General features: G+C 63.4%; 9 protein-coding genes and 1 pseudogene. 7 read left to right on the top strand and 3 right to left on the bottom strand.

What is annotated here, in order from left to right; genetic code table 11:
- From ACWI6D_RS09050 to ACWI6D_RS09025, 6 genes are all read left to right on the top strand, one after another.
- On the top strand, positions 1 to 629 hold a 629-nt coding region (locus ACWI6D_RS09050), incomplete at its 5' end, for a 4Fe-4S dicluster domain-containing protein (RefSeq protein WP_449134443.1).
- A gap of 3 nt (positions 630 to 632) precedes the next feature.
- Complete coding sequence (locus tag ACWI6D_RS09045; RefSeq protein WP_302936424.1) at positions 633 to 1,439, top strand: DmsC/YnfH family molybdoenzyme membrane anchor subunit; 807 nt, start codon at positions 633 to 635, stop codon at positions 1,437 to 1,439.
- A 458-nt stretch (positions 1,440 to 1,897) separates the two neighbouring features.
- Complete coding sequence (locus ACWI6D_RS09040; protein WP_449134442.1) at positions 1,898 to 2,068, top strand: hypothetical protein; 171 nt, start codon at positions 1,898 to 1,900, stop codon at positions 2,066 to 2,068.
- A 4-nt stretch (positions 2,069 to 2,072) separates the two neighbouring features.
- Positions 2,073 to 2,828 (top strand): TorD/DmsD family molecular chaperone, encoded by a 756-nt coding sequence (locus ACWI6D_RS09035; RefSeq protein ID WP_449134441.1) that lies wholly within the window; start codon positions 2,073 to 2,075, stop codon positions 2,826 to 2,828.
- A 184-nt stretch (positions 2,829 to 3,012) separates the two neighbouring features.
- Complete coding sequence (locus tag ACWI6D_RS09030) at positions 3,013 to 3,612, top strand: 4Fe-4S dicluster domain-containing protein (RefSeq protein WP_449134440.1); 600 nt, start codon at positions 3,013 to 3,015, stop codon at positions 3,610 to 3,612.
- Positions 3,613 to 3,615: 3 nt separating this feature from the next.
- Positions 3,616 to 4,722: a 4Fe-4S binding protein gene (locus tag ACWI6D_RS09025; RefSeq protein ID WP_449134439.1), complete on the top strand. Its 1,107-nt coding sequence runs from the start codon at positions 3,616 to 3,618 to the stop codon at positions 4,720 to 4,722.
- Positions 4,723 to 4,914: 192 nt separating this feature from the next.
- On the opposite strand, the gene ACWI6D_RS09020 is transcribed toward ACWI6D_RS09025, so the two are convergent.
- Both ACWI6D_RS09020 and ACWI6D_RS09015 read right to left on the bottom strand, forming a co-directional pair.
- Positions 4,915 to 5,409, bottom strand: coding sequence for a type II toxin-antitoxin system VapC family toxin (locus ACWI6D_RS09020; protein ID WP_449134438.1), 495 nt, complete (start codon positions 5,407 to 5,409; stop codon positions 4,915 to 4,917).
- Positions 5,409 to 5,768: a hypothetical protein gene (locus ACWI6D_RS09015; RefSeq protein ID WP_288285065.1), complete on the bottom strand. Its 360-nt coding sequence runs from the start codon at positions 5,766 to 5,768 to the stop codon at positions 5,409 to 5,411. Before ACWI6D_RS09015 ends, ACWI6D_RS09020 begins: the two co-directional genes overlap by 1 nt.
- 169 nt (positions 5,769 to 5,937) lie before the next feature.
- On the opposite strand from ACWI6D_RS09015, the gene ACWI6D_RS09010 reads away from it, so the two are divergent.
- A complete protein-coding gene (locus ACWI6D_RS09010; RefSeq protein ID WP_449134437.1) occupies positions 5,938 to 6,120 on the top strand; it encodes a hypothetical protein in 183 nt (60 codons plus the stop codon).
- A gap of 139 nt (positions 6,121 to 6,259) precedes the next feature.
- Here the strand turns inward: ACWI6D_RS09010 and ACWI6D_RS09005 are convergent.
- Positions 6,260 to 7,070: pseudogene (locus ACWI6D_RS09005) on the bottom strand (hypothetical protein); the annotation flags it as partial.

Below are 7,070 nucleotides of genomic sequence, written 5' to 3'. Positions count from 1 at the left end.
GCAATTGCTTAGTTGTTGACCTGGATAAATGCATCGGCTGCCACGCGTGCGAGGTGGCCTGCAAGAACGAGAACGGCATCGCCTTGGGCGAGTACTGGAACCGCGTGCTGCAGATCGGCCCGCACGGGACCTTCCCCGACCTGGAGCAGTATTGGCTACCCGTGCAGTGCCAGCAGTGCGAGGACGCGCCCTGCGTGCACGTGTGCCCGACCGGCGCAAGCTACCGCGACGCCGACGGCAAGGTGCTGGTGGACAAGGAGAAGTGCATCGGCTGCAAGTACTGCATGATGGCCTGCCCGTACGGCGTGCGTTCGTGGAACGCCAAGGAGCGCGCCGTCGAGAAGTGCACGCTGTGCGGCCAGCTGACCAGCGCCGGCCAGGAGCCGGCATGCGTGGCGGCGTGCTGCGCGAACGCCCGCTTCTACGGCGACATGGACGATGCGTCGTCCGACGTGGCCAAAGCCGTGGCGGCCGCCGACCCGGCCAGCGTGCACACGCTGCACGACGCGGGCAACAAGCCGCTGACGCGCTACATCCTGTCCGAGAAGATCGCCACGTGGCATGACGTGGACGCCATCGCCCCGGCGTCCGGCGCGCAAGACGCGGCCTGGTTCGCGAAGGAGGACTAAACGATGGAAATCCAATGGTCCCTGGTCCTGTTCACGGCCCTGACCGGCATGGGCGGCTGCATGTTCGCCTGCGTGGCGGCCGATGAGTTCCTTGGCCGCGCGAAGGCGGCGGCGTTCCCCGCGGCGTTGGTGTCGCTGATCATCGCGGTGGTGGGCGGCCTGGCGTCCGTGACGCACCTGTCGCACCCCGACCGCATCATGGGCGCGCTGAGCCACCCGACAAGTGGCATCTTCACCGAGGCGCTGCTGGTTGGCTGCCTGTGCGTGTGCGTGGTGGTGTACCTGGTGCTGCTCAAGCGTGAGGTCGGCGCCGGCGCGCGCAAGGTCGTGGCCGTTATCGGCGCGGTGTTCGGCGTGCTGCTGTCGTTCATGGCGGGCGAGTCGTACCTGATGGAAGCGCGCCCGAACTGGTGCAGCCAGCTGCTGCCGCTCGGCTACTTGCTGACGGCCGTGCCCGAGGGCATCGCCGCGTACCTGGTGGTTGTGGCCGCGAAGGCCAAGGACGCCGACGTGGCGCCGTACGGCCGCGCGCTGTTGATCGGCGGCGTGCTGGGCGCCGCGGGCGCGGCGGCCTACGTGCTGTGGGCGGGTCCCGCCGACGGCGTGCAGTGGGCGCTGCTTGCGGTTGCCGTCATCGGCGCCGGCGTGGTGCCGGCCGTGTGCGGCGCGCTTGCGGGCAAGAACCCCGGCAGCCTGATGGCTGCGGCGGGCGGTTCTGTGGCCTGCGCATTCGTGGGCGCCGTGAGCTACCGCTGCATCATGTGGCTCATCACGGTCCCGATCGCGAACCTGTTCCTGAACGTGCTGTAACCAAGCGCGGGAATGCGGGAATGCCCACCCGGGCATTCCCGCCCCGCTGGCGGGTGCGGCGCTGACACTTGCACGCGGGCGCTGCGCCCGGCGTCGGGTTTGGTTGGTACCACCGTCGAGCGTAGGAAAAATCGCTCATGTATGTGATTTGCTGACAATGTTGCTGGTATCCAATAAACCAGCAAGCTTCTGAACTGGGGAAACGTTATCGGTAAATTGTTGATTCCTGCCTTGCGCTTGTTAAATCACATACATGAGCGATTTTTGAAGCCGGTTGGTGCGAAAGGGCGTCACGGAGCCCATTTGCGCCTCGACTTGCCCCGCGGTTGTCTGCAATTGCCGGCCATCGACGCTTTCGCGGTTCGTATTCGCATACTCCCTCCTCTCCCTCCCCTTGGCGAATGCGAACCGCGAGTGCATCGATTGCTGGCTGGCGAAAGGCGACAGGGAATGAAGCTGTGATCGCCAAGGCGAAGGCGGCGAAAAGCCGTTTCCCTCATTTTGGTGACACCGGTAGTGCCCTTGTCGCCGGCATCGTCACCCAGTTCGGCTGGCTAAGCGAAAAGAAAGCGACGGCGCGAGAAAGCGGTGGCGCGGCGGTAAGCGTCTGCGCTGTTCGAGAAAGGTAGCAAGATGATTGAAAACCAAGCAGCGGCGCAGGCGTCGCAAACGAAGGCGCAATCTGAGCGCGACGAGCTGATTTCCCAGCTCATCGAGGTGAATGCGGGGCGAGCAGCCTATTACCGCATGCTGGCCGAACTGTTCTTCCGCGAGCTGACGCAGCAGCAGGTCGATCATCTGGTGGGCATGGATTTCGCCGGCATGGCGGGCGACAATGCGCTTATCGCCGAGGGCTACGAAGACATGCACCGCTATCTTCGCCATGCGAATTCCGGTACGCGCCAGGCGCTGGCCTGCGATTATGCGCACACGTTTCTGGCGGCTGGCAACTACGAGACGTTCGCTGCCACGCCGTTCGAAAGCGTGTTCACCAGCGAACTCGGGCTCATGATGCAGGAGGCGCGCGACGGCGTGTACAAAATGTACTGCGAGCAGCACATCCAGCCGCAGGCCGATTTGCACGTGCCGGAAGATCACGTGTCGTTCGAGTTCGAGTTTCTGGCCACGGTTATCGAGCGCACGAACGCGGCGCTGCTGGCATCGGATTTCGACCGCGCGCGCGACCTGGCGCAAACGGTGTCCAACTTCCATGCGCAGCACCAGCTGAACTGGGTCGACGACCTGTGCGACGCCGTGCTCGATGTGGCGGAAACGCGCTTCTATCGCGGCGTGTCGAAGGTGACGCGCGGCTTCGTGCACATGGAAACTGACGTCATCGCCGACGAACTCGACGTGCTGCAAGAGCTGGCAGGCGAAAAGGCGGCGTAGGGGGCTTCTATCATCAGGCTCTGACGTGCGCTTTTGCGCGAATTACCTAATTATTGACGAGGCGTTTGGCGAAATAGTCAACGCCTCGCTATTTCATGCCCGCGCCCCTTCGGGCAGGCTTGGGGATGCGAAGTATGGCCGCTATGGGGACGCGGCTTTCGGCGAAGACGAGAAAGGAATGCTCATGGGCGCTCATCTGAGCATCACGCGCCGCGGTGTGCTTGCGGCGGCGGGCGCGGTTGCAAGCATGTTCGCGGTCGGTGGCGCGGCGTACGCGCTTGAAGGCGAGGACCGCGGGCTGCTGCGTCCGCCCGGCGCGCAGGACGAAGCGCATTTCCGCGCTACGTGCCTGAAATGCAATCGGTGCGAAACCGCTTGCCCGCAGCGCTGCCTGCGCACGGGCGTGCTTGAGGACGGCGTGCTGAATTGGCGTACTCCCATCATGGATTTCCATCGCGGGCTGTGCGACTTTTGCGGCGTGTGCGAAGACGTGTGCCCGGCGGGCTCCATTGTTGGCGCACGCGACCCGTCGCAGATCATCGGCGTGGCGGTAGTGGACCGCGAACGATGCATCGCGTGGATCCAGGGCGGTTGCCAAGTGTGCGCCGGCGCATGCCCCTACGGCGCCATAACCATGGATGACGCGAACCGCCCCATTGTTGACCAGGCAAAATGCAACGGCTGCGGCGCATGTGAGAACGCGTGCCCGTCGAACAGCTACCTCACGTTCGCCGGCGGCACCAATCGCGGCATCAACGTTCGAGCAGCAGGGAAGGAGGCCTAGGCGATGAGCAAGGAAGAAACAGAAGAGCAGCTGAATTCGGCTGGCCGCACGGATGCAGCTTGCGAAACGCGAAATGGCGCCACGCCGAACTCGCCTCAATCGGATGCGACCGCACAAGCTGGGGTCGTTACCGCTGCCCAAAACGCGAACGCGGCAGAGGCCGCCGACGATGACCGCAACGCGAGCGCGGGCCCCTCTTCGCCTTCACAGCGCACTGATAAGACGCAGCAACATCACCGCGCGAAGTCTCCGCTCCGTACGGCGCGCGGCTGGGTGGCGCTTGCGTGTGTGGCGTTTGTGCTGGTGGGGCTTGCGTTCCATGTGGGCATCGGCACGCCGTCGGCATTCGGCATCCAACAGATATCGGCCATCTGCCCGCTGGGCGCGCTGGAAACCATGGCGGGCGCAAAGGGCGTCATGCTGCACCCGCTGTTGTTGTTTGCGTTGGTGGTAGTGCTGATTGCCCTGGTCGGCAAAGCGTTTTGCGCCTGGATGTGCCCCGTTCCCTGGCTACAAAAGTTTTTCCGCCCGAAGAAAAAGAGTTCGAAAGCGACGAGCGATTCCAAAAGCAAGCCGAGCCATTCGTGCTCCGCTTGCCCGGGTGCAACAACGTGCGGCAAAGCGCTGGCGCCGGTGGGTGGCAAGCGCGACGGCGTGCAGCTTGACAGTCGCCATACGGTGCTGGTGGGCACGCTGGCTTCCGCGGCCGTGTTCGGCTTTCCGGTGTTTTGCCTCATCTGTCCCGTGGGTTTGACGTTCGCCACCATCATTGGCCTGTGGAACCTGGTTCAGTTCGACGAGCCCACCTGGGCGCTTATCATCTTCCCGACCATCCTACTTCTGGAAGTCACCGTGCTGCGCAAATGGTGCAGCAAAATCTGCCCCATCAGTGCGCTGGCAAGCCTGCTGTCGAACCTCAACGTCACGCTGCGCCCGCGCGTGAAGGCCGACACGTGCCTGCGCAGCCGCGGCGTCGACTGCCACGCGTGCGTGGACGCATGTCCCGAGCAGCTTGACCCGCACACGAAGCGCATTCCCGAATGCAGCAAATGCGGCGCCTGCGTGGAAGCCTGCCCCGCAAAAGCCATCAGCATCAAGCTACTGAAGTAAGCAAACCGGCGAAAGCTCTGTCGTTTTGGCTCTGCTAGACCACAATTGACATGTGGACTCTTAACCGCAAGTAAACGGGCTCCTTGGCCGGTCTTCCTAGCGGCTGGTTCATGTTGTTGCATGCTGGTCTAGCAGAGCCATCGCTTTTGTAAGCAGCGCTCCAAGGAAAGCAAGGGCCTCCTTGGAGCGCTGCTATTCCATTTTTGCCCGCAGGTACACAAGCGCGTCGTGCGGGGTGAGCGCGGTGACGGGGGCGTGCTTGACAAGCTGTTCGTCGTTCGTGACTAGGTACGTTGCGTTTGCGCGTTCTGCGGCGGCAAGCACAAGGTTGTCCTCGAAATCGCCGTGGACGCTGCGCATTTTTGCCGCGTACCATACGTCGGATTGCCCGATGCTTATGGCGAACGCATTTTCCCGCATATGATTCACGGCGCTCCACGCGAATTCGTTTGCCGCCGTTGCGTCGCTTGGGGATAGTGCCCCTTTCTCTTCGCGAGCGATTCGCTTTGTGGTAGCCGAAACGAGGTAAAACACGTCCTTTATGATGTCGGCCTGATAGAGCAGTTTGATGCCGTGCGAGAATGCGAAGCCTAGCAGCTCTGCGGCCTCTGCGCCACCTGCTCGATTCAGCGCATAGTAATCGAGCCAGACATTGGTATCGACGAGGATGGTGGTATTCGAATCCATTACAGCCCCAATCGTTCGGAACGCTCAAGATACGCAAGTTCTTTGAGCTCATCGAACGGAATATTCGATGAGCCGGTGCTCATCGAAATGCCCATTCTTTCGCATAAAGCGGCATGCGCGGCTGTTTTCCATTCGGTGAATGGATTGCTCTCAACTGCCGTCGGATCTTCAGGCTCCGCGCTCTCTTCCTGCAGCACGTTGCGAATTGCCTGCGGTTCGTGAATGTGCACGACGGCGTACTCCCAGAGGGCGCGCACCGCCTGCGCCGGTGTGTAGCCGGCCCGCGCCAGCGCCAAGTCGCCCTGTTCTTTTAGCTCGGCGGGAACACGCGTGTTGATTTGCACCATCGATGCGCCCATAGTAGACTCCTTTCAGTTGCTAGCAGTATAGCACAAATCAAAGTAGCGCGCTAGCAATAAGGCAACCGCCGGGCAAACTTCCTGGTCGTGCGCGTGCACGCGGTTCGTGCCGGGCGCTACGCTTGAACGCACGGCCGACCCATCGCGTTCGTATCGCATCGTTACCGAATTGCCTGATTCTGTCCTTGACCTGGCCTGTGCGCTTTCGATGCTGCACCGCTTGCAGATGGTCGGCTGGACGCGCAACCATTACCGCGACGCCCTTCCCGCCGGTCTGGCGGACGAACAGATTCCCGGCACGAAAGTGTGCGCCTACCGCTACCTGGAAAACCCCCGCTGGCTGCTGGAGTAGCACTCGCGCTTGAAAAACCTTGCTGGGTGAAAATGCTGGTCAAACGCCGGTTGGCAGGGGGCTGCGGAAGAATCGCCCGAGTGAGCGCCCGCCGATGCCTTCTTAAAACGAAGATGCCCCGAACGGATGGGGCATCTTGCTAGTCATCGTCTTTTTCGTGCTTGCCGCGTTTGCCGAAGCTGGGGGCCGCTTCGGGCGTGGTGGCGTGGCGGCCGGCTTTCGGCGCCTCGCTAGCCGTTACGTCGGCGCTATCGCTGGCGCTGCTGCTGGCCGATGCAGCGCCGCTCGCGTGCGCTCCTGCTCGCGTGGCTTCGCGACGCTTGGCCGTGCGTTCCTTGCCCGCTTCCGTCCAGCGCGCCTTCACGGCTTCGCGGTGCTCGCGTTCGGCGCGCACTTCGCTTGGCCGCGGCGCGCGCGGCGACTCGGGTTCGGCCAGCATGGTGACGCTTTCGCCCGCCGACCAGGCAATAGGCGAATCGGCGTACGCGCCGGGTTGCAGACGGTTCACTGCCTGCGCTGCCGTCTGCCCGCCGCGTTGCCTTTGCTGCGGCGCCTGCGCGCTTGCGGGTGCGCCTCCGGCTGCAGACACGCTTCCCGCCGTGGGCGCGGCATGCGCTCCGACCGCTGCCACGCCGCCTGCTGCCGGCGTGGCAGCCGCTGTGCTGCCGGCAGCCACGCCGGCCGCTGCGGTCGCAACCGGTGCGCTACCCGCGCCAGCTTCCGCAGCCTTCCCGCGGAACGAACGGCTGGCCTTCGGCATCTCGGCGTCAGGCGCCGACTTACCCGTCAACTTCCGGCGCAGGTCCATGCGGATGGACGCGTACTCGCTGACCAGCAGCACCAGCAGGATGCACATGACAATGAGGTACCCGATAACCGCGCCCGGCAACCCGGTGAAGTTCACCAGCAAAATGGGTACGAACAGGCTGAACCCAAACGTGATCAGGTAC

The organism is Senegalimassilia sp. (assembly GCF_977052095.1).
The sequence above is the reverse complement of the archived record's forward strand: the minus strand, read 5'-3'. Positions and strand labels throughout refer to the sequence as shown.